24 protein-coding genes are annotated in these 20,845 nt (G+C 64.7%); 5 read left to right on the plus strand and 19 right to left on the minus strand.

Annotation, left to right across the window (positions count from 1 at the left end):
- Positions 1 to 160: 160 nt before the first annotated feature.
- Positions 161 to 1,201: a Bug family tripartite tricarboxylate transporter substrate binding protein gene (locus RAD10_RS34435; protein WP_461620918.1), complete on the plus strand. Its 1,041-nt coding sequence runs from the start codon at positions 161 to 163 to the stop codon at positions 1,199 to 1,201.
- A 125-nt stretch (positions 1,202 to 1,326) separates the two neighbouring features.
- Here the strand turns inward: RAD10_RS34435 and RAD10_RS34440 are convergent, their stop codons facing one another.
- The 18 genes from RAD10_RS34440 to RAD10_RS34525 form a co-directional block, all read right to left on the minus strand.
- Positions 1,327 to 2,376 (minus strand): LacI family DNA-binding transcriptional regulator, encoded by a 1,050-nt coding sequence (locus RAD10_RS34440; protein WP_461620919.1) that lies wholly within the window; start codon positions 2,374 to 2,376, stop codon positions 1,327 to 1,329.
- Positions 2,373 to 3,017, minus strand: a complete 645-nt coding sequence (locus tag RAD10_RS34445) for a ThuA domain-containing protein (RefSeq protein WP_461620920.1) — start codon at positions 3,015 to 3,017, stop codon at positions 2,373 to 2,375. Before RAD10_RS34445 ends, RAD10_RS34440 begins: the two co-directional genes overlap by 4 nt.
- A 10-nt stretch (positions 3,018 to 3,027) precedes the next feature.
- Positions 3,028 to 4,125 (minus strand): Gfo/Idh/MocA family protein, encoded by a 1,098-nt coding sequence (locus RAD10_RS34450; RefSeq protein WP_461620921.1) that lies wholly within the window; start codon positions 4,123 to 4,125, stop codon positions 3,028 to 3,030.
- 22 nt (positions 4,126 to 4,147) lie between these two features.
- Complete coding sequence (locus RAD10_RS34455) at positions 4,148 to 4,996, minus strand: carbohydrate ABC transporter permease (protein ID WP_461620922.1); 849 nt, start codon at positions 4,994 to 4,996, stop codon at positions 4,148 to 4,150.
- Positions 4,989 to 5,930 (minus strand): carbohydrate ABC transporter permease, encoded by a 942-nt coding sequence (locus RAD10_RS34460; RefSeq protein ID WP_018316058.1) that lies wholly within the window; start codon positions 5,928 to 5,930, stop codon positions 4,989 to 4,991. The genes RAD10_RS34455 and RAD10_RS34460 overlap by 8 nt, the downstream gene beginning before the upstream one ends.
- 2 nt (positions 5,931 to 5,932) lie before the next feature.
- Complete coding sequence (locus tag RAD10_RS34465; RefSeq protein ID WP_461620923.1) at positions 5,933 to 7,192, minus strand: extracellular solute-binding protein; 1,260 nt, start codon at positions 7,190 to 7,192, stop codon at positions 5,933 to 5,935.
- Between the two features lie 298 nt (positions 7,193 to 7,490).
- Positions 7,491 to 8,576 (minus strand): YeeE/YedE family protein, encoded by a 1,086-nt coding sequence (locus RAD10_RS34470; RefSeq protein ID WP_461620940.1) that lies wholly within the window; start codon positions 8,574 to 8,576, stop codon positions 7,491 to 7,493.
- Between the two features lie 106 nt (positions 8,577 to 8,682).
- The gene (locus RAD10_RS34475; RefSeq protein ID WP_028143569.1) at positions 8,683 to 9,126 is read right to left on the minus strand and encodes a DsrE family protein; all 444 of its coding nucleotides are present in this window, start codon (positions 9,124 to 9,126) and stop codon (positions 8,683 to 8,685) included.
- 10 nt (positions 9,127 to 9,136) lie between these two features.
- Entirely contained in the window at positions 9,137 to 10,045 is a 909-nt protein-coding gene (locus tag RAD10_RS34480) for an alpha/beta hydrolase family protein (protein WP_461620924.1), read from the minus strand.
- Positions 10,046 to 10,059: 14 nt separating this feature from the next.
- Positions 10,060 to 10,494 carry a DsrE family protein gene (locus RAD10_RS34485; RefSeq protein ID WP_461620941.1) on the minus strand — a complete coding sequence of 145 codons (435 nt, stop codon included), beginning with the start codon at positions 10,492 to 10,494 and terminating at the stop codon, positions 10,060 to 10,062.
- Positions 10,495 to 10,520: 26 nt separating this feature from the next.
- Positions 10,521 to 11,213, minus strand: a complete 693-nt coding sequence (locus RAD10_RS34490) for a c-type cytochrome (RefSeq protein WP_461620925.1) — start codon at positions 11,211 to 11,213, stop codon at positions 10,521 to 10,523.
- The gene (gene soxC, locus RAD10_RS34495) at positions 11,197 to 12,459 is read right to left on the minus strand and encodes a sulfite dehydrogenase (protein ID WP_461620926.1); all 1,263 of its coding nucleotides are present in this window, start codon (positions 12,457 to 12,459) and stop codon (positions 11,197 to 11,199) included. The genes RAD10_RS34490 and soxC overlap by 17 nt, the downstream gene beginning before the upstream one ends.
- 6 nt (positions 12,460 to 12,465) lie before the next feature.
- Positions 12,466 to 14,157, minus strand: coding sequence for a thiosulfohydrolase SoxB (gene soxB, locus RAD10_RS34500; RefSeq protein WP_461620927.1), 1,692 nt, complete (start codon positions 14,155 to 14,157; stop codon positions 12,466 to 12,468).
- 27 nt (positions 14,158 to 14,184) lie between these two features.
- Positions 14,185 to 15,006 carry a sulfur oxidation c-type cytochrome SoxA gene (gene soxA, locus RAD10_RS34505; RefSeq protein WP_461620928.1) on the minus strand — a complete coding sequence of 274 codons (822 nt, stop codon included), beginning with the start codon at positions 15,004 to 15,006 and terminating at the stop codon, positions 14,185 to 14,187.
- Between the two features lie 29 nt (positions 15,007 to 15,035).
- Entirely contained in the window at positions 15,036 to 15,362 is a 327-nt protein-coding gene (gene soxZ, locus RAD10_RS34510) for a thiosulfate oxidation carrier complex protein SoxZ (RefSeq protein ID WP_461620929.1), read from the minus strand.
- A 19-nt stretch (positions 15,363 to 15,381) separates the two neighbouring features.
- Positions 15,382 to 15,834: a thiosulfate oxidation carrier protein SoxY gene (gene soxY, locus RAD10_RS34515; protein ID WP_461620930.1), complete on the minus strand. Its 453-nt coding sequence runs from the start codon at positions 15,832 to 15,834 to the stop codon at positions 15,382 to 15,384.
- Between the two features lie 18 nt (positions 15,835 to 15,852).
- Complete coding sequence (gene soxX, locus RAD10_RS34520) at positions 15,853 to 16,308, minus strand: sulfur oxidation c-type cytochrome SoxX (protein WP_461620931.1); 456 nt, start codon at positions 16,306 to 16,308, stop codon at positions 15,853 to 15,855.
- Positions 16,309 to 16,436: 128 nt separating this feature from the next.
- Positions 16,437 to 17,030, minus strand: a complete 594-nt coding sequence (locus RAD10_RS34525; protein WP_461620932.1) for a SoxW family protein — start codon at positions 17,028 to 17,030, stop codon at positions 16,437 to 16,439.
- 71 nt (positions 17,031 to 17,101) lie between these two features.
- On the opposite strand from RAD10_RS34525, the gene RAD10_RS34530 reads away from it, so the two are divergent.
- The gene (locus RAD10_RS34530; protein ID WP_461620933.1) at positions 17,102 to 17,818 is read left to right on the plus strand and encodes a hypothetical protein; all 717 of its coding nucleotides are present in this window, start codon (positions 17,102 to 17,104) and stop codon (positions 17,816 to 17,818) included.
- A gap of 2 nt (positions 17,819 to 17,820) precedes the next feature.
- Here the strand turns inward: RAD10_RS34530 and RAD10_RS34535 are convergent, their stop codons facing one another.
- Complete coding sequence (locus RAD10_RS34535; protein WP_461620934.1) at positions 17,821 to 18,552, minus strand: cytochrome c biogenesis CcdA family protein; 732 nt, start codon at positions 18,550 to 18,552, stop codon at positions 17,821 to 17,823.
- A 90-nt stretch (positions 18,553 to 18,642) separates the two neighbouring features.
- Here RAD10_RS34535 and RAD10_RS34540 point away from each other — a divergent pair, with 90 nt between their 5' ends.
- The 3 genes from RAD10_RS34540 (at position 18,643) to RAD10_RS34550 (ending at position 20,556) form a co-directional block, all read left to right on the plus strand.
- The gene (locus RAD10_RS34540) at positions 18,643 to 19,014 is read left to right on the plus strand and encodes a thioredoxin (protein WP_461620935.1); all 372 of its coding nucleotides are present in this window, start codon (positions 18,643 to 18,645) and stop codon (positions 19,012 to 19,014) included.
- 37 nt (positions 19,015 to 19,051) lie between these two features.
- Positions 19,052 to 19,402, plus strand: a complete 351-nt coding sequence (locus RAD10_RS34545) for an ArsR/SmtB family transcription factor (RefSeq protein WP_018316042.1) — start codon at positions 19,052 to 19,054, stop codon at positions 19,400 to 19,402.
- Between the two features lie 74 nt (positions 19,403 to 19,476).
- The gene (locus tag RAD10_RS34550; RefSeq protein WP_461620936.1) at positions 19,477 to 20,556 is read left to right on the plus strand and encodes a YeeE/YedE family protein; all 1,080 of its coding nucleotides are present in this window, start codon (positions 19,477 to 19,479) and stop codon (positions 20,554 to 20,556) included.
- Positions 20,557 to 20,845 lie beyond the last annotated feature (289 nt).

Consider the following 20,845-nt stretch of genomic DNA (forward strand, 5'->3'; position numbering starts at 1 on the left):
GGTTGGTAAGTTTCGAGACGAGCCGGCATGACGGTCACGTCAAGCCGCTAACTACGGTCCAGGCGCACAAAATCGCGGCCTGGCGCTCCTCCCGGACATTCCTGTCACGGACGCTCCCAAGGCTCGCAGAACAAGACACGGTCGGGAGATTCAGTCCGAGATGGCAAGGTTCGGTCACAGCAAGATCACGGACGACACAGCGCCGCACGTTGAAGGATTTCACCCTGACCGCAGGTCTTTGCTCTCGCTCGGCCTGGGCGCGGCTCTCTCCGCCACCGGGCTGCGTCCCGCGCAAGCCCAAGACTACCCCGCGCGTCCGATCCAGGTGCTCGTGCCCTTCGCAGGCGGCAGCGCCAGCGACGTCATCACGCGCATCCTGCTTAACCGCATGTCGGCGTCATTGGGACAGGCCTTCGTCGTCGACAATCGCCCTGGCGCCGGCGGCAATATCGGTACCGCGGCCGCTGCACATGCCGCCCCGGACGGCTACACGTTGCTGATGAGCACCTCCGGCCCACTGGCCGCGAACCGATCATTATACAAGGAGCTGCCCTACGATCCGCTGAAGGATTTCGCCCCGATCGGACTGTTCGCCACGTTGCCGAATGTCATCGTGATCAATTCGAGGCTGCCGCCGAAATCCCTGCACGAGCTGATCGAGTACACCAAGGCGCGTCCCCGGGAGCTGAACTACGGGACGGTCGGAGTCGGCTCGTCTCAGCACCTCGCTGCCGCCTATTTCGAGCAGCTCACGGGCACCGAGATCACCCACGTTCCTTACCGCAACATCGCTGCTTACACGCCGGACTTCATCGCGGGCCAAGTCCCGCTCGGCTTCCAGCTCTTGCCGAACGTCATCGGTCTGATCAGGAGCGGCGATGCGCGCCCGCTCGCGGTTGCCAGCGACAAACGCATGACGGCGCTGCCGGACGTGCCGACCGCGGCCGAGGCTGGCCTGAAGGATTACGAGAGCGCGGCGTGGCTTGCCCTGCTCGCGCCCGCGGGCACCGGCACCGCCGTTATCGACAAGCTCTATGCCGCCATGATCGAAGCCATGAACGATCCGAAGGTGCGCACCCTCCTGGTGGAGCAGGGCGCCGAGCCCCTGGTGATGGCCCCCCAAGGTCTGAAGGATTTCATGACCGCGGAAACCAGGAAATGGGCCGGGATCATCAAGAAGATCGGCATCGAGCCGATGTGACTTCCAGCTGTTGGTAATCAACCTCCTCCGCGCGATCCGCCACCCGCGCCCTGCTCGCCCAAAGCTCGCTCGCTGACCGGCTCGCGCATGGCTCAACGCAGCGGCGCTGGCGGTATGAGCTCGCGTTACGGCAGATTGTCCCGCAGAAAAATGTCGATGCGGATGCGTTCTTGGTCGGGGCTGATTGGCTCGCCCGAACAGTGCGCGAGCAGAACGCGTGCCGCAGAGCGCGCCTCGTGCCCGGGATCCTGATTGATCACGGCATCGAGCGTGCCGCGAACCAGGAAACGCCGTGTGTATTGGGTCAGCTCATGGGTGATCCAGACTACCTCGCGAGCGCGGCCCGAGGCCTCGAGCGCATCGGCGATGCCGCGGTTTCCGGCGCCGCAGCAGTATATGCCGCGAAGATCGGCATGGCGCGCGAGCAGTGCGGTCGTAAGCTCCCGCGTGCGGTCGCTGTCGTCGCGGCCCTCGATGACCGGCAGCGCGGGCAGGTTCGAATACTCGCTGGACAGGATCTGATAGAAACCGAACTGCCGTTCGGTGTGATCGCGCAGCGACAGCGACCCCGCGATCACCGCGACCGTCCCTTCGCGCCCAGCGAGGAAGCGCCCCATCAGCGTCGCGGCAGTGCGGCCCGCGGCGGGATTGTCGATGCCGACATAGTGCAGGCGGCGCGAGCTTGGCGCGTCCGACACGAGGGTCACCACGGCGACCCCGCGTCCGACGAGCTCGTCGATCGCGGCCCGAACCCTGGGATGATCGAGCGCGATGACGGCGACGCCCTGGTAGGCCGGCGACAGGGTTTCCAGCGCGCCGGCGAGCACATCCGGATCGAACACGTCGACATGGAGAATGTCGATGAAGCCGCGCTGGCCCGCGAGCCAGTCCGCAGTGCGCAGGACCTGCTCGCTCAGATTGGTCATGAAGCTGTTGCTGCCGGTCGGCAGCACGAAGGCGAAGCGGAACGTCTGCCCGCGGGCGAGCCGCGCCGCCGCGACGTCCGCGCGATAGCCGAGTTTTGCCACTGCGGCCTCGACACGCGCGACGGTCTTGGCGCGCACGCCCTCGCGGCGGTTGACGACGCGATCGACGGTCGCAAGCGAAACGCCGGCCGCACGCGCGACGTCCTCGAGCGTCGCACGAATCGCCGGCTGCGTCGCCCCACCCGTCATTCGCGCGCCGCCCACAGCATGCCGCGGGTCATCAGTGTGCGGATCTCCGGCACGTCGAGCTCGTAGGCACGGTGGCCGAGCGAGGAATAGAACACCCTGCCCGCGCCGTAGCGCTTCTTCCAGACCACGGGCATCACCACGCCCTCGATCCACGGCGCGTGCTCGCCGGTGAAGGTCGTCGTCGCCAGCACCTCGTTGGCGGGGTCGACATGCATGTAATATTGCTCGGAACGATGTTCGAAACTGTTCAGGCCCTTCATGATGGGGTCATCCGGCTTCGTCAAGTCGACCTTGTAGTCGATGATGTTGCCGGGATGGGCGACCCACTGCCCGCCGCACATGAACTGGTAGTCGACGGAATCGCGGAACGCGTCGCACATGCCGCCATGATGGCCGGCGAGCCCGACGCCGCTCCGCACTGCGGCGCAGAGATTGAGCGCTTCCGCCTTCTCGATCTTCGACATCGTGTAGATCGGAATGATCAGCGACATGTCGTGGATCGCGGGATCGGCGAATGCCGCCGTCGTCGTCTCGATCCGCACCTCGAAGCCTTCCGCCCTCAGCCAGCCGCGAATCATCGAGGCGCAGAGATCGGGATCGTGTCCCGACCAGCCGCCCCATACAATCATTGCTTTGCGCATGGTCATTCCCTCAGTCGACCTGTCCCGTTTCAAGTCCCGCCGGCAGCATCGCCGGCCGCTCGACGCTGCTTTCGATCTTGACGCGGCGCCCTTCATCGGCGGAGGTCTGGAACGCCTCCATCACCTCCAGCACGTGGAACGCAAGCGCACCGCTGGCGCGGTGCGGACGGTTGTTCAGGATCGCGGACGCCATGTCGGCGACCCCGATGGAGCGGAACTCACCCTCGACATGGCCGTGCGTCAACGGCATCGTTTCCCATTCGCCGCCGGTCCTGGCGAGGTGCACCTCGCCGCCGAAACGGTTCGGGTCCGGCACCTGCATGCTGCCCTTGTCGCCATAGATCTCGATCGGCGCATGCCGGTGCTTCGGTACATCAAAGCTCATCGCGATCGAGATGACTGCTCCGCTCTCGAATTCAAGCGTGCCCGCGACATGGGTCGAAACCTCGACCGGGATCAGCGTACCGTTCATCGGCTGGCTGGTGACCAGGCGCTCCGATTTCGGCCGCGCGGTCGAGCCCATCACGCTCGCGACCGGGCCGAGCAATTGCACGAGATCGGTGATATAGTACGGCCCCATGTCGAGCATCGGCCCGCCGCCCCGCAGGTAGTAGAAGCCTGGCGCCGGGTGCCAGCGCTCATGGCCGGGGCAGCCGAAGAAGGCACTGCCCGCCACCGGCGTGCCGATCGCGCCGTCGTCGATCAGCTTGCGGGCGGTCTGGTGCCCGCCGCCGAGGAACGTGTCGGGCGCGCAGCCGACGCGCAGGTTCTTCTGTGCGGCGAGATCGATCACCTTGCGGGCTTCGGCGGCGTTGATGCCGAGCGGCTTCTCGGAATGGACATGCTTTCCGGCATTCAGCACCGCGAGACTGACGTCGGTGTGGGCCAGCGGCACCGTGAGATTGATGACGACCTCGACGTCATCGCGCTTGAGCAATTGATCGACCCGCATCGCCGGCAGCCCGAAAGCGGCGCCCTGCCGCTCCGCGACTTCACTGCGCATATCGGCGAGCGCCCTGACCTCCATGACCGGGAAGCGTTGCGCCGCCTTGAGGTAGGCCGTGCTGATGACACCGCAGCCGATGATTCCAATTCCGACTTTTCTCATTGTGATCTCCGTAAGGGTCCGTTCATCCCTTGACCGCACCTGCAGTGAGGCCGGCAACGATGTGCTTCTGCGCCAGAAGGAAGAGAATGATCGTCGGCAGGATGGTCAACGTGATGAAGGCCAGGATCAGGTGCCATTCGGACGAATACTCGCCCTGATAGACCATGATGCCGAGCGGCCAGGGATAGAGCGCATCCGTGTTGAGCATCACCAGCGGCAACAGATAGGCGTTCCAGCTGTTGACGAAGGTGATGGTCCCGACGGTCGCCAGCATCGGTCGCGACAGCGGCAACGTCACATAGCGGAAGAACTTGATGTAGCTGCAGCCGTCGACCAGCGCAGCCTCGAGCAGTTCATAGGGTATGTCCTTGAAGAAGCGCCGGAGCAGCAGCACGCTCATCGCGAGGCTGAAGGCCACCTGCGGCAACGCAACGCCGAAATAGGTATCGAGCAGCCCGAGATCGCGCACCTTGATGAACAACGGAAGCACCGCGGTCGCCGCCGGAAACAGCAGGCCGAGCGTGAGATAGCTCAGCAGCATCGAGCTGCCGTAGAACTTGACATGGGCGAAGGTGAACGCCGCCATCGAGGCGGTGATCAGGGTCAACACCACCGCGAGCGACGATATGATCAGCGAGTTGCGCAGGAGTTGCCAGTAGCGCGCGGAGAACAGGATGTCGGCGTAATTCTGCCATTCCCAGTGACGCGGCAAACCGAACGGGTTGACGCGCAATTCGCCGAGCGATTTGAAGCCGCCGAGCAACGTCGCGAGCAGTGGCACCAGCACGAAGACGGCCACGATGGCGAGGAACACCGCCTTGAACAGCACGGCGGGATCGACCGGGTTGCGGGAAATCTTCGCACTACTCATCGCGCATGAACCAGCGCTTGTAGGTGAAGGCAAAGGTCACGCAGATCGCAAACAGGATGACGCCGATGGCGCTGCCATAGCCGACCCGCATGCGCGAGATGCCGTTGTTGTAGAGGAAGCTCACCATCGTGTTCGAGGAGTCCGCAGGCCCCCCGCGTGTCAGCGGCATGACGAGGTCGAACAGCTGCAGCGAGCCGACAATGGCGAAAAACACCGAGAGGCGGATCGTCGGATAGAGCAAGGGAATGACGACATGGCGCAGGGCTTGCAACCGTGTCGCGCCGTCGATGCGCGCCGCCTCGATCAGGCTCTTGTCGAGGCTCTGGAGCGCCGCGATGAACAGCATCATGTGGAAGCCAAAATACTTCCACACGATCACGATCAGCACGGCCAGCATCGACGTGTCGGTCGAGGCCAACAAATGCGGCGGCTCGGCGCCGAAGCTACGCCAGATCGAAGCGACGAGGCCGTAGTCGCCGTCATAGACGAAGCTGAAGATCAGCCCGGTCGCGATCTCGGCCAGGATATAGGGCATGAAGAACAGCATGCGCAGCGCCACGGACCCGCGAAAGCGTTCGGCGAGCATCAAGGCCAGCGTCAGCGCGAGCGGAAGCTGGATCGCGAGCGAGACCGCAATAATCAGCCCATTGTTGCGCAGCGCGAGCCAGAAGGCGCGCGTCTCCAGCACGAAGCGGTAATTGTCGAAGCCGATCCAGTTGGTCGGCCTGCCGAACCCGTTCCAATTGAAGGCCGAATACCAGGCGGCCTCGCCGATCGGCAGCACCACGAACAGCGTGAACAACAGCAGCGCCGGCGGCAGGAACAGGATCAGAACCGTGAAGCGGCCGTCCCAGGCCGGGCCGCGGACCGCGAGCGAAGAGAACGGTGTCCCCGCAACGCCAATCGCGGGCGAATTCGCGATACGCCGCGCCACCGTCAGTTGCCCTGCTTCCACGCCGCCTCGATCGCCTTCGCCGCATTCTGCGGGCTCATGCTGCCACCGGCGATCTCCGCGGTGACGTCGTTGACGACGCGGCCGACCGACGGACCAAGGCTCTGGTCATAGAAGTTCTGGTGGTAGTTCGACTTCGCCAGATTGGCCGCGATCAGCTTCATGAAGGCATTGTTGAGACCAGCGTCCGCGCCCTGCACCACCGGGATGATGAAGTTACCCGCCGCAAGCCGCGTCTGCACGTCCTTCGAGACGAAGTACTTCAGGAAATCGACCGCCTCCTTCGGCGAGCCTTTCGTGACCAGCCAGCCGGTGATGCCGCCGAGCGTGTCGGTCGGCGCGCCCTTGCCGCCGGCCACCACCGGGAAGTCAAACCAGCAGATCTTGTCTTCGCTCAATCCGACCTTGTCGGCGGCGAGAGCGCGCTGCAAATGATAGACCGTGCTGATCGCGAGCGTCATCGCCGCCTTGCCGTCGCCGAAATAGCCGACGGCCTGCGGATTCTTGAAACCAAGGAAGCCCTTCTGGAACGGCTGGAGATCGACGAGTTGCTTGAACAGCTCGCCGGATTTCTGGAAGGTCTCGCCGGCGAAGCCGCTGTCCTCGCCGCGCAATGCAGCGTCGAATGCCGGCTTGCCGCCGATGCGCACCGCAAGATGGGTCCAGTAGAAGTGCAACGGCCATTTGTCGGCGCCGCCGACCACGATCGGGGTCACGCCGGCGGCCTTCAGCGTCTTCACCGCCGCAAGCAGATCGTCCCAGCTCTTGATCCCGGCAGGATCGACTTTCGCCTTGGCCATCAGCTCCTTGTTGCAGAGGAAGCCGACCTGCGACAGCGCGGTCGGCAGACCATAAACGCGGCCGTTAGCGGTGAACGCGGCGAGCGCGGCCGGTGTGAGACTGTCGCTGTAACCCTTCACCTGTTCTGTGATGTCGTCGAGAACGCCTGCCTCGATCTGGGTCTTCAGGACGCCGCCGGCCCAGCTGTAGATGATGTTCGGCCGATCCTTGGATTGCAGGATGGTCGGCAGCTTGGCCTTGTAGGCTTCGTTCTCGAGAAACTGCATCTCGACCTTGACGCCAGGATGGGAGGCCTCATAGGCGCGCGCGACCTCCTCCCAGATCTTCACCTGGGCCGGATTTGCCTCGATGTGCAGCCACTTGACGATCGTATCGGCTGCTGCGGCGTCGGCCAAAAGCAGGCATGCGGCAGCGGCGAGTCCTAGCTTCCTGAGCAGTCTCATCACATCTCCTCCCGACCGGATCTTATTCTTTGCCGCGATCCTGCTCCCGATTTTTGAGGTACGCAACTAAAATTCTGATCTACGCACCTCACGCGGGAGGTGGCTAAATTCTGCGGAAGAGCTGCACGGCAACAGTGCTCCCTCAGGCTTAGCTGGCGAGCGCCTCGGGGCCTGAGCGTCAAGCGCTTCTGAACTCGTCGTATCGATCGACAGCAAATCCCGAAGCGCTGCCGCCGACGAAAACGGAATGCGCCAGAGAATATCATGCCTGCGGCGAAGGAGGCCTGATCGCTGGATCTCAGCCGCTCGCGGCCGGCAAGCCCGGCGTCTGCTGCGGCATGCCGGCGCGGTCGACAAGCACATCCGTGAGTCCCGCCCCCAGCCACATGCCGCCGAGCACGAGCCAGGCGGTGAGTGCGAATACGGAGGCACCGGTCACGCCGGCGCCGACCGCGCAGCCGCCGGCGAGCATCGCGCCAAACCCCATCAGCACCGCGCCGAACAGATAGCGCCGCATGCCGAGCCCGTCCGAAAATCCCTCGAGCTTCAGTTCATGCGCGCGCGCCGCGGCCAGAAACGAGCCGAGGAATACGCCGGGGACGATGCCGAGGTCGAAGCCGAGCCGAAGCTGCGCGCTGTTGAGCACCAGCATCAAGAGCTCGGCCGACGGCCCACTGAAGGTGAGGCTCTTCAAGGTCACCGGCGCGAAGGAAGCCTGCGACAGCTGGTAGGTGAAGAGCCAGCCGGCGACGACGGCCGTTCCGGTCGCAAGCGCGGCAAGGATCAGCCGGCGCGGCAACCGGCTGCGAAAGGCGAAGGCCAGCCCCGCAATCAGCCACAAACCTCCGAATGCAAGCTTCTCGCGCGTGCCGGCACCAAACATCGCCATGATGTCGCGCGACGGACCGCCATCGACCAGCCACAGGTTGGTCACCCATTCACGCGCGGGCGACAGCAGGCCGCGATAGGAGGCTTGCGCGGTCACGGCAAACACCAGCCCCGACAACAGTGCCCGCAGATTGCCATTGGCCGAGAGCACCAGCAGCCGGCTGGCGCAGCCCCGCGCCAAAATCATCCCGCAACCGAACATGACGCCGCCGAGGAGCGCGCCGGAGATGCTGCCCTGCTGCGCGAGCTGACGGGCCTCGGATACGTCGAGCCAGCGGAGCGCGACCAGGCCTTGCGTGCCCACCAGCGCCGCGGCAAAGGTCAGAAGCCAGACCGCGAGACGCGGGCCGCCCTCGCCACGGGAGAATTCGACCGCCGCGGCACGCAGACAGAAGCGGCTGCGCTGCGCGAAGAACCCGAACAGACCTCCGACCACGAGGCCGCCGAACCATGACAGCGGATCTTCACCCAAGAGATCGATGATCGGCGTCAGCACGTCCGCCTCGGCTGTTCCTGCGAGCATGCAATTCTAGCGATCGCGTCGTCGCGTCCCATGAGCCAGATCAAAGCTCGACGTCGCAGGATGCCGGAGCGGAGCGGCCTCACGGCCGTAGATAAGCATATCCCTGCTGCTGCAGCTCGACGAGCCGCACTACGCCGCCCTTCTCGGCCACCACGAAACCGGGCGTGAGATCGTCGAGCTTGACGCCCTGCGCCTTCATCGTATTGGCGCAGGCATCGAAGCCGACGCCGGCATCGACGAGCTTCGTCATCATCGCAACGGTGTGGTCCTGCGCCGCGAGTGCGTGGAAAGCACGCAGCGCCGGCCCGTGCACGACCAGCCTGATGTCGGCCTTCCCAGGTCCGCCAACGCCGTCGACATGGTTCTGCAGATTGCCCAGAACGAAGACGACACGATCAGCATCGGCGAGATGATAGACGACGCGCTGTCGCGCGGGCGTTTCCGTCGCCGCGGACGCCTGGCGCACCGCAAACGCACCAAATAGCCCGGCAAGGCTCGCGCGAAGCATGGATCGACGCTGCATGGTCCCCCTCCTATCGTGTCTGCTTGACGAACTCGGCGATTCGATCGGCGACGTCTTCCGCGAACAGGTCGCGGAAGAAATGATCGGCATCCTCGATCTTGTCGAGCTGCACTCTGCCCCCGCTCGAGCCGGCAAGCGAAGCGAAGGCCTCTGCTACATCGGGCACAACGCTATCCTTGGTGGCGGCGAGCACCAGCACCGGCGGCTTCACGCGCGCCGCGAGCGCGGCCGTGTCCTGGCCGGCGGCATCGAGACCATAGAATGACGCAAAGGTCCGCGCGGTAACCACGGCATTGCGACAATAGACGAAACCCGGGACGTCCATCCACTCCCCGCCCCGGCCCGCCGCAACCGCTTTCGTCGCCAGCTCCAGAACCGGCTCGAGCGGCTTGCCGTAGGTCGTGGCGTAGGAGGCGCGCAGATCAGCCTCGGCTTTCGCGGTCACCGGCGCCAGCAACACCCCACCCGCCACCGGCGCGGCTTCGCTTGCAGCGAGAAACCGTGCGACCTGGTTGCCGCCGCGCGAATGGCCGAACGCGAAGACGAGCCGGGACATGCCCCTCGCCCGCGCGACCCAGGCGCCGATCTCCGCAACTGCATCCTCAACGAAATAGTCATGCCGCGCGATACAGTCGTACATGCCTTTGCGGCGATCGAGCCCTAGCGACAGCGTATGGGCGAGCGAAGCGATGCCGCGCTGCTCAAGCGCCTTGGCAACGCCCTGAATGACCTCCATGTCCTTGTGCGCGAGCGTGCCGTGGGTCATTACGACAAGCGGCGTATCGGGTCCCATCGAGGCTGGCGTGCGCAGTGTCGCGAGCGTGGTGCGGCCGTCGACCGACAACTCGAGCTCCTGCTCGGCCGCATATGCGGACCCTGCGAACGCGAGCAAGACTGTCAGTCCTATCAACCATCGCATCAGCAGCTTTCTCCTCAGGGCCGGATAATCGTCCAGTTCTTCTCCGCCAAATCCATCAGCGCGGCAACCCCAACCTGCGTGACGCCGACGCCATCGATCAGCGGCGGCCGCTTGTCCTCCTTCGCCGCCAGCGTCTCCAGCGTGTTGCCGCAGGCGATGAAGCGCACATTCGGCATCGATTTCAGGAAATTCACCAGGCGCTCCTTCACCGGCGAGCGGTCCGCGAGCAGCATGTCGAGGCCGCCGTTGAAGGCAACCACTGCGATTTCGACGTCCTCGCCCTGTCCGGAATAATGCCGCGAGACGTTAGCGGCGACATCGAGGACGGCGCGCATCTTGACCGGGTCGTCGTCGCTGATCTGCAGCGCGAGCCTGTGAGGTTCGGCCGCCTGGGCCGCGGCCGGACGGATTGCGATGAGCGAGCCAACAGCGAGAGCCGCATGCAGCAGCGCGCGGCGGCTCGCCCGGCCGTGTATCACTCCACGCCCCGCGACTTCTTCTCCTTGCCATCCTCGGGCGTGACGTCGATGGCGGCAGCGCGCCCGATAATCTTCACCGGGGCGATGCAGTTCTTCATGCAGGGGTCTTTCTGCCAGAACGACTTCTCGCTGGTGGCGCGGTCGTCCATCACGAACCCCTGCTCGTTCGGCATCTTGATCGTCGCAAGGGTCTTCTTGTTCAGCTCGAAGTTTTGATCGGTGACGACGTCGTTAAGATAGAGGACGTAAGCGACCAGCGCATAATATTCATCGACGGACAGGGATCCCGTATTGCCGTAAGGCATGGCGTGACGGACGTAATCGAACACGGTGGACGCGTAGGGCCAGTACGAGCCCACCGTCTTGACCGGGTTGTCTGACGTCAGTGAACCCTTGCCGCCGGCCAGCACCGGCCAGCGGCCGTTGCCCTCGCCGAACTCGCCGTGGCAGCTCGAGCAATTGTCCATGAACAGCTTTTCGCCTTGCGTGGCCGTGCCCTTGCCTTCCGGCAGACCCTGACCGTCTGGCCGCACGTCGATATCCCAGCCGCGGATCTCGTCCGCGGTCGGCGCGCGGCCAATGTGATAGCGTGGACCGCTCTTGGCGTCCGCCTTCTGCTGGGCGAGCGCCGGCGCGCTCAGCGCGCATGCGAGCAGCGCGGCGGCAGTGAGCTTAAGCGACTTCGACATTCTCGACCTCACCATTGGCCTGCACATGCCAGGTCTGGATGCCATTATTGTGATAGATGGAGTTGACGCCGCGGATCTTGCGCAGCTCCGCCTTGCTCGGCTGCACGTAGCCGGTCTCATCCTGCACGCGCGATTGCAGCAGCAGCGGCTCGCCGTTCCAGTCGAATTCGTAGTAAAAACGCGTCAGCGCCTTGTCGAGAACGGGCCCGTCGAGCCGCGCCGGCCACCAATTTCGGCCGCCGTCGAGCGACACGTCCACGCGCTTGACCTTGCCGTTGCCGCTCCAGGCCAGACCCGAGACGATGGTAAAGCCTTTGCCGTGCTTGATCGGCGCTTGCGGGCTCGGGCTCGTGATCACGGACTTGGCGTCCATTGACCAGGTGAAGCGGCGCGCCTTGCCGTTCGGCATGAGGTCCGTGTATTTCGACGTCTCCTCGCGGGTGTGCCAGGGCTGGTCGCCGACCTTGATGCGGCGCAGCCACTTGACCCAGAGATTGCCCTGCCAGCCCGGCACTACGAGCCGCATCGGATAGCCCTGCTCGGGATAGAGCGCCTCGCCGTTCATCTTGTAGGCGATGATGCAGTCGTCGAGCGCTTTCTCGATCGGCAGGCTGCGGTCCATCGCGGCCGCGTCGGCGCCTTCGACCAGCAGCCACTTGCCGCTCGCCTTGACGCCGGCTTCCTCCAGCAGGGTGCGCAGCGAGACGCCGGTGTACTGCACGCAGTGGATCATGCCGTGGGTGAACTGGCAGCCATTGAGCTGGGCGCCGCGCCATTCCATGCCCGAATTCGCCGCGCATTCCATGAAGTGGATGCGGTTGACGCGCGGATAGCGCTTCAGCTCCTCCAGCGTGAGAATGAGCGGCCGCTCGACCAGCCCGTGGATCATCAGGCGGTGATCGGCCGGGTCGACCTCGGCGATGCCGCCATGATGCCGCTCGAAACAGAGGCCGTTCGGGGTGATGATGCCTTCGAGCTCATGCAGCGGGGTGAAGCTCACCGAGGATTCGCGCGAGGCGGTCAGCCATTCGACGTCGCGCCGGACGACGTCCTTCTCGAATTTCGACGGCTTGCCATACGGGCGCACCGCGACACCCTCGCCGAGCGACTTGGTCCATTCCGGCACATTGGGCGGTTGGTTGGCGGGATTTCCGCCTGCGGCCGCCGGCCTTGCCAGCATCGTGGCCGCGACGCCGGCGCCGGCGGCCAGGAAGTTGCGACGGGATTGACTGTCCATCTTCGACATCGCTTCTTACGCTCCGGTAACTTTGACGGCCCGGTTGGGCTCGAGCCGAACGGTCTTCTGTCGCGTCAGGTAATTCGCGACGACGTCCCAGATCGGCGGCCCTTCGGTTCCTTCGTTGACGCTGGCCCAGCCGGCGACCTGATATTCCCTGGCGGGCTCGATCGGCGTGCCGGTCTTGAGGACCTGCATGTCGGAGATGCGCTGCCCCTGCGGCTTGGTGACATCGATGGCGTAGGAGAGCCCGCCGATCCGCACCATATCGCCGCCCTGCTGGTAGTAGGGATCGACGTTGAAGAGATTGTCGGCAACGTCCTCGATGATCTCCTTCAACCGCGAACCGGTCATGCCCATGCGGTAGACCGCGGGATAGGTGATCGCGGTCGCGTTGGTGACATCCTCGAAGGTGATGTCCTGCCCCGGCAGCACGCTGGTGCCCCAGCGGAAGCCGGGCGACAGCGCGATCTCGGCATCGCGCTCCTGCAGCAGCGCCTGGCAGATCAGATCGTCGAACGTACCGTTGAAATTGCCGCGCCGGTAGAGCAGCGAGTCGGTCTTGCCGAGCACCTTGGCCAGATCGGAGGCGAAGGGTTTGCGGACCTCGGCGATCTTCGCGGCCATCTCGGCGTCCGCCGTGATCACATCCGAGAATAGCGGAATGAGCTTGTACCTGAAAGCCCTGACCTCACCGTCGCGGACATCGAGATCGAGCCGCGAGACGAACTTGCCGGACGAGCCCGAGGCGATCAGCAGAGTCTTGCCGACTTTGACGGCCTCGGGCAGCGCGTCATGGGTATGCCCGGTCAGGATGACGTCGATGCCCTTGACGCGGCTCGCGAGCTTGCGGTCGACATCGAAACCGTTATGCGAGAGCAGCACGACCAGTTGCGCGCCGCTCTTGCGGGCCTTGTCGACTTGCGCCTGGACGTCCTCCTCGCGCACGCCGAACGACCAGTTCGGAATCAACCAGCGCGGATTGGCGACCGGCGTATAGGGGAAGGCCTGGCCGAGCACCGCGATCTTGACGCCGCCGCGCTCGATCATGGTCGAGCCCTCGAACGCCGCCTCGTTCCATTCGGTGTCGCGGATGTTGAGACCGAGGAACGGGAAGCCGAGGCCTTCGATGGCCTGCTTGACCCGCTCGGAGCCGTAGGTGAACTCCCAATGGCCGGTCATGGCGTCGGGCTTGAGCAGCGCCATGCAGTCGATCATGTCCTGGCCGCGCGTCTTCAGCGAGGACCACGAGCCCTGCCAGGTGTCGCCGCCGTCGAGCAGCGCGACCTTGTCGCCGCGCTCGGCACGGATCGCCTTGATCACGGCCGCGGCGCGATCGAGGCCGCCGATCCGGCCGTAGCTCTTGGCCAGCGCCTCGAAATCCTCCGAGGTCAGCGCGTAGGCCGCCGACGAACCCGGCGCGATGCCGAAGCGGGCGAGGAACTCCTTGCCGGTGACGTGCGGCGGAAGACCCTTGGCCTCGCCGACGCCGAGATTGGTCGAGGGCTCGCGGAAATACAGCGGCATCAGCTGGCCGTGAATATCGGTCACATGCACCAGCGTGACATTGCCGAGCGGCTCGAAGGCCAGCAATTCCCTCTCAGTCAGGCGCTGCTGGGCGACCGCCCGGGTCAGGCCTGAGCCCACACCGCTCGACAGCGCCGCCGTAGCCGCGGCAACCTGGATGAACTCGCGGCGAGAGATCATACGCAATACTCCTGCAAGCTCATCGTTTCAGTTGCGCACCGACGGCGTCTCGACCGGCAACCCGATGCCGCGCCAGGCCACATAGAGCTCGAGCGCCAGGAACTCGTCCGAGAGTGGCTTGAATGGCTCAGCGCGCACGTCGAACATGCAGCCTTCGAACCGCTCATGCAGCGGCACCAGGCGCTGGTCGCGCAGCCGATAGGTCGGAAAGCCGTTGGTCTGGCCCTGGCTCAGGAAGTCCGCGCGCATGAACTTGCCGTTGTTCCGCTCGTGGCAGGATTCGCAGGCGAGATCGAGCTGGCCGTAGCGCGTGTAATAGATCTGCTTGCCGCGCTCGAACCAGGGCGACATCGGCCCGTCGGTCTTCACCGAGACCTTCATGCCGTGCGACTGGTAGCGCACGAACGCTGTCATGTCGGTCAGCTCACGGGATTTGAACTTCCAGGGCTCCGCCTTCATGTTTTCACTGCGGCAGATGTTGATGCGCTGCTCGAGATTGACCGGCTTCTTCAGTCTGTCGTCCCATTTCGGCATGGCGGCGCCGACGCCCTTCATGCTGGCCTCGGCCTCGCCGTGGCAGCTCATGCAGGACTTGCCCTCACCGCCCTCGACCTTCTTCCAGACATCCGCCGCGCGCTCCACGGCGAGGAAGCCCGGATTTTCGAGATCATCGTCCTGCAACGCGCGGGTCTCCTTGCTGCGAAACTCGTAGCCGGAGATGATGGTCTTGAAGACGTGGCCGGGCGGCGCCGCGATGCCCTTGCGCTCGGCGTCCTCAGCGATCGCGAGCGTCGCAACCGACGCGGCGGCCACGACCAGAGCGGCCAACCCAACAAATCGTCGCGCCATTGCGTGCCTCCTTCAATGCGCGATGCGCATCATGCCTTGAGCGCGATCTTCTCTTCGGCCGTGATCACCGTGCCGTCATCGTCCGTCCAGGAGAACTTGAACGTGCCGGCTTCGTCGACCCTGGCGTCGAACTGGACGTAGGGATTGGCCGAGATCGCCGGTTCGAGCGCGCAGGAGAACACCGCCTTGCCGTTGAACTCGCAGGCGAACTTGTTGATGATCTTGCGCGGAATGGCCTTGCCCTGTGCGTCCTTGCGCTGGCCGGATTCCATGACATGCGAGACCAGGGTCTTGATCTGGATGACCTCGCCCTTGGCCGCTTCCTTGGGAAGCTTGATGCGCGGTTTGTCTGCCATTGTTCCTCTCCTGACGCCCTTAGCCGCCGCAGCCGCCGATGGTGACCTTGACGGTCTTCTGCTCCATGAACAGCGAACCGTCACTCATCTTCGCGACCGCAACCACGTTCTGCGTGGCGGCGAGCCGGATCCGGATCGAGGCTTCCGCCTTGCCCGACAGCGGCGTGAACGACAGCGTCGCCACGCCCGCATTGGGGTTGCCGTCCGCGATGATCAGAACGTCTTTCACATAAGCGTCCGCCGTCATCGGGCTCTCGATGTTGATCGACAGCGGCACGGTGTTGCCGTTCTCCGCGATCTCCGGCAGGTCGAGCGCGATCTTGCCCTTGGCAGGCTGCTTGCCGCCGGTGAACGTCTCGATCCATTTCGCCGCATCGCCCGTCACTTCGGCATCGGCTGCCATGGGCATCAGCGTCAGCATGACGAAGCCGCCCCCGAGCGCAAATGCCTGCCGTCGATTGATGGCTTTCATTCCTGATCCTCCTCGCCGTCAGTTCAGCGTCTTGAGAAAAGCGATGACGTCCTCGACCTGCGCGGCCGTCAAAATGGACTTGCCAACGAACTCCGGGCGCACCCGGCTGAGGCCGTCATTCCTGAAGAACGCCGGCATGACGGTGTCGGTGAAGATGCGCTTGGGGTCGGCGATGATGAGGCGCAATTGCTCCTCGGTGTAGCGGCCGGCCACGCCGTCCAGGGATGGACCGAACTCGCCGTGGAACTCCTCGGACTTCAGACTTGTGACCTGATGGCAGGCCAGGCAATTGCCGAGCGTGCGCGTCAGAAACACCTTCTTGCCGGCGGCGGCATTGCCGGGCGCGCCGGTCAGGGATTTCGGCAAGGACTCGTTGACGATTTCGAGCCTGATCGGCTCCTTGCTCGGCTCTTGGGCAAGACCGCCCCCGGCCGACAGACAAAGTGCAAACGCAGCCGCAAGCAAGCGCCGCATGTTCCCTACCCTTATCGCGGGGTGACGCCCGCTCTTGGTCACGACGGACTCACAGTCCATCAAATTCAGTTATTATGATATGTTCATATGATTGACGACGTCAAGCGGAATTCGAAAGGCGCTCATGGTCAGCCGTTCGCGGCCAGAAACTCCCGGAACGAGCCGCGCTCGTAAGCGCGCTCCCGCACGAAACGAAACATCGCCAGGAAGTGCGGCGGCTTGAGATAGCCGGGTGCCCGCGCCACCTCGCGCGCCATCGCGTCCCTTGCTTCGAGGCCATCGGCGGATGGCGGAAAGAACTGAAAGGTCGGCGTGAACCTGATCCCGTATTTCTGGGCGAGCTCCTTCTCTGTTAATTCCTGGCGGTCGAAGTCCGTCACCTTGCGCGAGCCGACGAGGTTGAGCTGCAACACCTCGAAATTGTCGCGGATATAGCTGGCGATGCCGGCATCGGCGAAGTTCACCAGATGCGTCTCGCGGCAATAAGGGCAGCCGCGCAGCTCCCACATGATGGCAAGGCGCTTGCCGCCGGCCACAGCGCCCTCGAGGTCGTCGCGCAGATCGAGGAAGCTCTGCAGAAACCAGGGCTCGTGATAGAGCCCGTCTTCTCCGACGGCGGGCTCGGCCGCCGCCGCGCCGCGGCCGGCCAAGGCCGCGCCTGCCGCGAATGCCAAGAGGCCGCGTCGCGTCGGCGTGCGAAGCGACGTCGGGGTTTCGTGCATCGGAAGATCTTGCGCGTTGCTCATTTTCATTATGATATTCGAATACACGAATGTGACAAGGAGATCCGATCTTGCGCCGCACCATCGTGCTGCTGGCATGGCTGGCCTCGACCGCGCTCGCGCTCGGCGCGGAGGCCGATAGACCTGCGGATTTCGCATCGGCGATGGCGCCGATCATGGCCAATCTGCGCACCGCCGCGAGCTATGTGCGCACCGGAAATATCGCGCTGGCACAGATCGAGACCGACGAGGCGGTCGCCCGCTGGAAACGGCTGGCGTCGAACACCAATCCCCTGCCCGCTTACGCGCCGGCCGAATTGTCGCGATTTCTCGACGGAGGTCGCGATCGGCTCACGACAGCCACGGGCGCGCTGGACCGCGGAGACAATGTCGCCGCCGGCCGCGAGTTGCTTGCGATCCGGCAGGCTTTTCACGCGCTCAGGCGTCACACGGGCCTGTACGATCTCGGCGATTGCATCTTCGAGATCGCGCCCGCCATGGAAACGCTGCGCGTCGCGGCCATCAAGTACGGCGAACGGCCGGCGCCGGCGAATGCCGAGGAGACCGTTGCCGCCGCCAGCGCGTTCCGCGATCGCCTTCAACGCTGTAACGAATGGGCAAACAGCGAGATCGCTGCCCAAGGTGATTTCCGCCGCCTGATCGACGGCGCAATCGCTAGCAGCCATGAGATCGCTCATGCCGCGATGGCGGGCGACGGCCCCCTCGTGCATCGTTACCTCATCGAGCTGCAATCCTTTGCCCAGTTGCTCGACTTCCGTTACGGTTAGCCTCAGCCGATGCTGGTCAGTCCTGGAAAATGCTCGAGCAGCCATTCCGAGACCGCGGGCATCAATCCGGTCAGGAACATCAGACCGGTCACGACGAGGAAGACGCCCATCGTCTTCTCGATCAGGCCGAGATGCCGGCGCACACGACCGAGCGCGGCAATGAAGCGGCCGGTGAAGGCCGCTGCGACCAGGAACGGAATGCCGGTCCCGACCGAATAGGCGAGCAGCAGCAGTGCGCCCCGCCCGGTCGTGTCCTCCGAGCCCGCCATCAGCAGCACGGCGGCGAGGATGGGGCCGGCACAGGGCGTCCAGCCAAACGCAAAGGCCAGGCCCATGACGAAGGCCCCCGCCACGCCGGCCGGGCGGTTGTCGACCTGCACGGTCGCGCTGCGATAGAGCAGCGGAATCCTGAGCAGCCCCAGAAAATGCAAGCCCATGACGATGATCAGCCCGCCGGCGACGATGCCGAGCGTCGACAGATGAGCGGAGATGAAGCGTCCCGCGATCGAGGCGGTCGAGCCGAGCGCGACGAACACCAGCGAAAAGCCCGCCACGAAGGAAACCGCGGAGAGCAGGATCCGCGGCCGCAGATCCGGCCTGTCGCCGGAGAGATCCGTCACCGAGACGCCGGCCATGTAGCACAGGAAAGGCGGCACCAGGGGCAGGATGCAGGGCGACAGGAACGACAACAGGCCCGCGACGAAGGCCGCACCAAGCGTGACGTCCAAGGTCATTTCCGCCCCATCCCTAGCACATATACAAATTTAATGATATAAGCGCCAGGGACATTTGCAAGCAAGTCCGCAAAGGGCCGGTTACGCAGCATGAACAGAATCGTCGTTTTGCTCGCCCTCGCCGTCGGGCTCGCGCTGCCCGCGACGGCATCGCGCGCCGCCGAGCTCGTCATGTTCGAGCGCGCCGGCTGCGTCTGGTGCGCGCGCTTCAACGCCGAGATCGCCCCGATCTACGGCAAGACCGACGAAGGCCGGGCCGCACCACTGCGCCGGATCGACCTGAACAGCCCCCTTCCCGCCGATCTCGCCGGAATCGATCCGGGTCCCTTCACGCCGACCTTCGTCGTGGTACAAGAGGGCCGCGAGATCGGGCGCATTCGCGGCTATCCCGGCGATGCCTTCTTCTTCGGCCTGTTGGACCGAATCCTGTCGAACACGGGATCGGAACCCGGGAGGTCGTGACTGGTCTTGCGGATTTTGGTGAGAGGAATTTGACGCGATGCCGTTGCCAAAGCTGAAGGATATCGAGGGCTCCGCCGAACTCGAGCAGATGATCGAGAAGGCGCGCGAAGCCAGCGACATGCTCAAGGCGCTGTCCCACGAGTCTCGATTGCTGCTGCTCTGCATCCTCGCCGAGGGCGAGAAGTCCGTGACCGAGCTCGAGCAGTTCCTGGGCGAGCGCCAATCGACCGTCTCCCAGCAGCTCGCGCGGTTGCGGCTCGATCGGTTGGTGACGACCCGCCGCGACGGCAAGACGATCTACTACAGTCTCGCCAGCGAAGACGTCCGCAAGATTCTCACCGCCGTTTACGACGTGTTCTGCGAGCCGGTGCGCCGGCGCCGCCGGTAGTTCTCCACGCTGGATTTTCGCGCCCCACCGGCGCAGACTACCCGCAAGGCAGAACCAAAAACGAAGCGGGAGGAATGCTGAGCCCTTCGACCATAGCATTTGCATCCGGGCTTGCCGCCGGCGCCGTGCTCGGCGTTGCCGGCCGCGCGGGTCGTTTCTGTACGCTGGCGATGCTCGAGGACGCCTTCTTCGGATTGGATTTTCGTCGGCTGAAATCCTTCGCGCTGGCCGCGGCAGTCGCCCTGCTCGCGACCCAGGCGCTCGCCGCGTTCGGCATTGTCGATCTGTCGCGGTCAATCTACCTCACGGCGTCGATCGGACTTGGCGGTGCGATCATCGGCGGTCTGATGTTCGGCGTCGGCATGGCGCTGGTCGGCACGTGTGGTTTCGGCACGCTGGTGCGCGTCGGCGGCGGCGATCTGCGGGCCATTGTGGTCTTTCTCGTGCTCGGCCTGTCGGCGCTCGCGACCATGCGCGGCATCACCGGCATGCTGCGGCTGATGCTGATCGAGCCGTTGTCGTTGCGGCTACCCGAGGGAAGCACCCAGACCTTGACGTCGCTGCTCGGCGCGGGCAGCGCGATGCGCGCGATCCTCGTCGTGGCGATTTCCGCCGCGCTCGCCTTCTGGGCCCTTGCGGATGGCAGGTTGATCCGGTCGCCGCGGCTGCTCGCCTCCGGTCTTGCCGTCGGTGCAGCAATCGCGTTCGGCTGGTTTGCCACCGGATGGCTTGCCGACGACGAGTTCGATCCCGCGCGGGTCTCCTCGCTCAGTTTCGTGGCGCCGCTTGGTGATGCCATCCTTTACGTTGCCACGTTCTCCGGCGCGCGGCTCAATTTCGGCATCGGCTCGGTTGCCGGCGTCGTCGCAGGCTCGTTTGCCGCCGCGATGCTCGCGCGCGGCTTCCGCTGGGAAGCGTGCGACGACGCACGCGAGTTGAAGCGTCACATGATCGGCGCGCTGCTGATGGGCATCGGCGGCATCATGTCGATGGGCTGCACCATCGGTCAGGGCCTGAGCGCGCTGTCGACGCTCGCGGTTTCGGCCCCCGTTACGATGTTGGCCATCGCCTGCGGCGCGCGCCTTGGGCTCGAGTTCACGATGACCGGCGAGTGGCTGCCGGCCGTTCGCAGACTGTTCGGGGTCTCGACCTGACGAATTCGCCTCAAGCCGGGCGATGACAGTGAGTATGTGGTGACGGACATGCCTTCGCATTCTCGCGGCGTAATTCGCCCGAGCTTTGCTTGGTCTCGCTACCCTCTAAATCCAAGAGGGCGCAGGGAAGGCCGGGTGCCGGCTCGCACCCGCGGTCTGCTGCGCAATAGGCACACGCAGAAGAACCGCACAGCAGCATACAGGTGTGGCCAATCACTCGGCCTTCCCTGCGCAGTGGCTGGACGGCTTATGCCGTGATCTCCCGGGAGCCGACCATTCCTTCTGGCCT

It is taken from the genome of Bradyrhizobium sp. 23AC, assembly GCF_054863025.1.

Bases quoted from the DNA above. Each gene is read 5' to 3' on its own strand.
- RAD10_RS34490 (WP_461620925.1), bottom strand. From the start codon at position 11,213: ATGTCGAAGTCGCTTAAGCTCACTGCCGCCGCGCTGCTCGCATGCGCG.
- RAD10_RS34450 (WP_461620921.1), bottom strand. From the start codon at position 4,125: ATGAGAAAAGTCGGAATTGGAATCATCGGCTGCGGTGTCATCAGCACG.
- RAD10_RS34445 (WP_461620920.1), bottom strand. From the start codon at position 3,017: ATGCGCAAAGCAATGATTGTATGGGGCGGCTGGTCGGGACACGATCCC.
- RAD10_RS34540 (WP_461620935.1), top strand. From the start codon at position 18,643: ATGAACAGAATCGTCGTTTTGCTCGCCCTCGCCGTCGGGCTCGCGCTG.
- soxY (WP_461620930.1), bottom strand. From the start codon at position 15,834: ATGAAAGCCATCAATCGACGGCAGGCATTTGCGCTCGGGGGCGGCTTC.
- soxC (WP_461620926.1), bottom strand. From the start codon at position 12,459: ATGTCGAAGATGGACAGTCAATCCCGTCGCAACTTCCTGGCCGCCGGC.
- RAD10_RS34440 (WP_461620919.1), bottom strand. From the start codon at position 2,376: ATGACGGGTGGGGCGACGCAGCCGGCGATTCGTGCGACGCTCGAGGAC.
- soxB (WP_461620927.1), bottom strand. From the start codon at position 14,157: ATGATCTCTCGCCGCGAGTTCATCCAGGTTGCCGCGGCTACGGCGGCG.
- RAD10_RS34525 (WP_461620932.1), bottom strand. From the start codon at position 17,030: ATGCACGAAACCCCGACGTCGCTTCGCACGCCGACGCGACGCGGCCTC.
- RAD10_RS34480 (WP_461620924.1), bottom strand. From the start codon at position 10,045: ATGCGATGGTTGATAGGACTGACAGTCTTGCTCGCGTTCGCAGGGTCC.
- RAD10_RS34435 (WP_461620918.1), top strand. From the start codon at position 161: ATGGCAAGGTTCGGTCACAGCAAGATCACGGACGACACAGCGCCGCAC.
- soxX (WP_461620931.1), bottom strand. From the start codon at position 16,308: ATGCGGCGCTTGCTTGCGGCTGCGTTTGCACTTTGTCTGTCGGCCGGG.
- RAD10_RS34455 (WP_461620922.1), bottom strand. From the start codon at position 4,996: ATGAGTAGTGCGAAGATTTCCCGCAACCCGGTCGATCCCGCCGTGCTG.
- RAD10_RS34475 (WP_028143569.1), bottom strand. From the start codon at position 9,126: ATGCAGCGTCGATCCATGCTTCGCGCGAGCCTTGCCGGGCTATTTGGT.
- RAD10_RS34545 (WP_018316042.1), top strand. From the start codon at position 19,052: ATGCCGTTGCCAAAGCTGAAGGATATCGAGGGCTCCGCCGAACTCGAG.
- soxZ (WP_461620929.1), bottom strand. From the start codon at position 15,362: ATGGCAGACAAACCGCGCATCAAGCTTCCCAAGGAAGCGGCCAAGGGC.
- soxA (WP_461620928.1), bottom strand. From the start codon at position 15,006: ATGGCGCGACGATTTGTTGGGTTGGCCGCTCTGGTCGTGGCCGCCGCG.
- RAD10_RS34465 (WP_461620923.1), bottom strand. From the start codon at position 7,192: ATGAGACTGCTCAGGAAGCTAGGACTCGCCGCTGCCGCATGCCTGCTT.
- RAD10_RS34550 (WP_461620936.1), top strand. From the start codon at position 19,477: ATGCTGAGCCCTTCGACCATAGCATTTGCATCCGGGCTTGCCGCCGGC.
- RAD10_RS34535 (WP_461620934.1), bottom strand. From the start codon at position 18,552: ATGACCTTGGACGTCACGCTTGGTGCGGCCTTCGTCGCGGGCCTGTTG.